Source organism: Hallella bergensis DSM 17361, assembly GCF_000160535.1.
In the GTDB taxonomy this organism is placed as follows: Bacteria; Bacteroidota; Bacteroidia; order Bacteroidales; family Bacteroidaceae; genus Prevotella; species Prevotella bergensis.
In genome coordinates, this window is sequence record NZ_GG704780.1 from 705,692 (window position 1) to 708,665 (window position 2,974).

At 49.1% G+C, this 2,974-nt stretch carries 4 protein-coding genes; all 4 read left to right on the forward strand.

Annotated features, from left to right (window positions below; all coding sequences use genetic code 11):
* Positions 1–1,014, forward strand: a 1,014-nt coding sequence (traJ, locus tag HMPREF0645_RS02695) for a conjugative transposon protein TraJ (RefSeq protein ID WP_245543989.1), incomplete at its 5' end; no start/stop codon positions are given.
* Between the two features lie 50 nt (positions 1,015–1,064).
* The gene (gene traK, locus HMPREF0645_RS02700; protein ID WP_007173301.1) at positions 1,065–1,688 is read left to right on the forward strand and encodes a conjugative transposon protein TraK; all 624 of its coding nucleotides are present in this window, start codon (positions 1,065–1,067) and stop codon (positions 1,686–1,688) included.
* 4 nt (positions 1,689–1,692) lie between these two features.
* On the forward strand, positions 1,693–1,995 hold the full coding sequence (locus tag HMPREF0645_RS02705; RefSeq protein WP_007173302.1) for a hypothetical protein: 303 nt from the start codon (positions 1,693–1,695) through the stop codon (positions 1,993–1,995).
* The coding region (traM, locus tag HMPREF0645_RS02710) for a conjugative transposon protein TraM (RefSeq protein WP_007173303.1) at positions 1,988–2,974 on the forward strand (987 nt) is incomplete at its 3' end. The genes HMPREF0645_RS02705 and traM, both read left to right, overlap by 8 nt.

Below are 2,974 nucleotides of genomic sequence, written 5' to 3' on the forward strand. Positions count from 1 at the left end.
TTGCTCCGCTCAACCTACGATGAGATGATGCCGCTCTGTGCCCAGATGACAGGCATTGCAAAGGGCATTGCGGGCTTGGGTGCGCTCTTTTATATTGCTCTTCGGGTATGGGCTTCCATTGCCCGTGCCGAGGCGATAGACGTTTTTCCGCTTCTCCGACCTTTTGTCTTAGGCTTTTGTATCATGTTCTTCCCGACAGTCGTACTGGGTACGATGAATGCCGTTCTCTCGCCTGTAGTGCAGGGAACGGAGATGATGGTACACCAGCAGGAAGGCAATTTGGCGGAACTGACCGCAAAAAGGGATAAGTTGCAGGAGGAAGCCTACCTCAGGAATCCCGAGACGGCTTATTTGGTTTCCAACGAGAAGTTCGATCAGAAGATAGAGGAAATGGGCATCATCGGTCCGGAAGATGCCGTGACTATAGCGGGTATGTATGCCGAGCGTGCTGCCTATCAGACCAAGCAGTGGGTCATGAAATTGGTACACGACTTTTTGGAATTGCTGTTTCATGCTTCGGGACTTATCATTGACACGCTTCGCACCTTTATTCTGATTGTCCTTTCGATACTCGGACCTATCGTGTTCGGCATAGCCGTATGGGATGGTCTTGCAGGATCACTTACGGCTTGGTTCTCACGCTATATCTCTGTCTACCTGTGGCTGCCAGTGAGTTCGATTCTTACGGCTCTGCTCACCAAGATACAAGTCCTCATGATGCAGAAGGACATCGATGCCCTCAGCGATCCGAACTATCTGCCTGATTCGGGAACGTGGTACTACATCGTCTTCTTCCTTATCGGTATTGTAGGCTACTTCTGTGTACCTACTGTGGCAGGGTGGATTATTGAAGCTGGTGGCGGTATCGGCTCCTACGGACGCAATGTCAACCAGACTGCACAGCGTGGTGCGCAAGGTGCATATACAGGTGGTAAGGCTGCTATGGCAGGTGCAGGTGCTGCTGTGGGAAATGTCGGTGGACGTATCAAAGGTGCACTGCTCAAAGGAAAATAGAAATGGAGCAACAATGCTTAATAAATCAACAGCTATAAAAGGAAAAAGAAATGGAATTCAAATCACTTAACAATATCGAGACCTCATTCAGGCAGATAAGACTCTATGCCTTTGTCTTTGCCATCGTCTGCGTGGCAGTAAGCGGTTATGCCGTCTATGCCTCGTACAGCTTCGCTAAGGAGCAGAGGGAGAAAATCTATGTGCTTGACCAGGGAAAGTCACTCATGCTTGCCCTCAGTCAGGATGCAAGTCGTAATCGTCCCGTAGAGGCAAGAGAACACGTGCGTCGTTTCCATGAACTGTTCTTTACCATCGCACCCGACAAGGACGCCATTGAGAGGAACATGGAGCGTGCTTTTCTACTTTGCGACAAGTCGGCTTTCAATTATTATAAGGACTTGGCAGAGAAGGGCTATTATAACCGTGCCATATCGGGTAATATCAATCAGCGTATAGAGGTGGACTCTATCCACTGCAACTTTAATACTTACCCTTATGCGGTAACAACTTATGCACGGGAGTTTATCGTCCGTCAGAGTAACATTACGGAGCGCAGTCTTGTTACAACCTGCACGCTGCAAAACTCTGTCCGTTCGGATAACAACCCGCAAGGTTTCCTGATAGAGAACTTCCTCGTCAAGGAGAACTGGGACATACAGACCTATAAACGATAAGGCTATGGCAAGAAAAGTAAACTATTTGCTCGCTCACCATTATCTGAGATTTCACCTATGGCTCCGTCATTGGTGTGAAAGGCTCACGATAAGGCAGCGTAAGGGAATCGTCTATGGGCTGAGTTTCATCTATCTGCTCTGCTCACTTTGGATGATAGCGCAGTTTTTCCTTCCTCCAAAGAAGGAGAAACTGATCATCCCCAAAGGAAAGCTGGTGGACAGTCCGATAGGGACGGACAGCACTTTACAAGAGTTACACGGCAATTTTTATCTACAACATTATCAAACAATCAAGGAAAATGGATAATAAACAGAAAGAACAAATGAAAAAAGGCTTGGTCTTTGGAGGTCTGGGACTGCTGTTTGCCCTTTCAATGTGGTTTATCTTCGCACCTTCGGGCAAGGATAAGACAGCTGCGGAGCAGGGGCTCAATGACAGCATCCCGCAGGCAACGACAGAAAAACTCACCGAGAACAAGCTCAAAGCCTACGAATTAGGCGACAAGGCACACGAGGAAGAACAAACCCGCGAAGAGATGGGCAAACTGTCGGATTACTTCGCACAGAGCACTGCTCCATCAGAGGAGCAGCGTGCAGAAACAGCTGCTTCTACGGCAAAGATAGAAAGCTCCCTGCACCGCTATGAGGAAAACAACCGTCTGTTGAACTCTTTTTACGCTCCCGATCCATACGAGCAGGAGCGTGAAGCCTTGCGCTCGGAAATAGATAACCTTAAAAAGGAACTCTCTTCCAAAGACAGCAGGGAGGATGATGAAGAGAAAAGGCAGCTTGCCCTGATGGAAAAGAGCTATCAGATGGCAGCAAAGTATCTACCCAAGACATCATCTGTGCCACCGTCATTGAATAATGCCTTTACGGAAAGCAAGGGAAACACCACTTCTACCACCGATATGGGTGTGACAAAAGGGCAGGCTGCGCAAGTTGGTACACCGTCAATGGAGGTCTTGGCGGAGCGCAAACAGGTGGTGACTTCACTCGGTCAGCCGATGAGCGATGCGGATTTCATCAAGGAATATGGAACAAGAGCACGCAACATGGGCTTCCATTCGCTAACAAGTACGGCTGCACCCACGATGCGCAACACGCTCAAAGTGGTGGTGGACAGAACGACCACGCTCAAGGAGGGCGACAATGTGGTGCTTCGTCTGCTGGAGACTGCCAAGGTGCAGGGACTGCGTATTCCAAGGCAGAGCCGGCTGATTGCATCTGCCAAGATTGAGGGTAACCGTATGCACCTGCTTATCAAAAGCATTGAGGTAGACGGT

Excerpts from the sequence above, each read along its gene's own strand:
- traK (WP_007173301.1), top strand. The coding sequence starts at position 1,065 with ATGGAATTCAAATCACTTAACAATATCGAGACCTCATTCAGGCAGATA.
- HMPREF0645_RS02705 (WP_007173302.1), top strand. The coding sequence starts at position 1,693 with ATGGCAAGAAAAGTAAACTATTTGCTCGCTCACCATTATCTGAGATTT.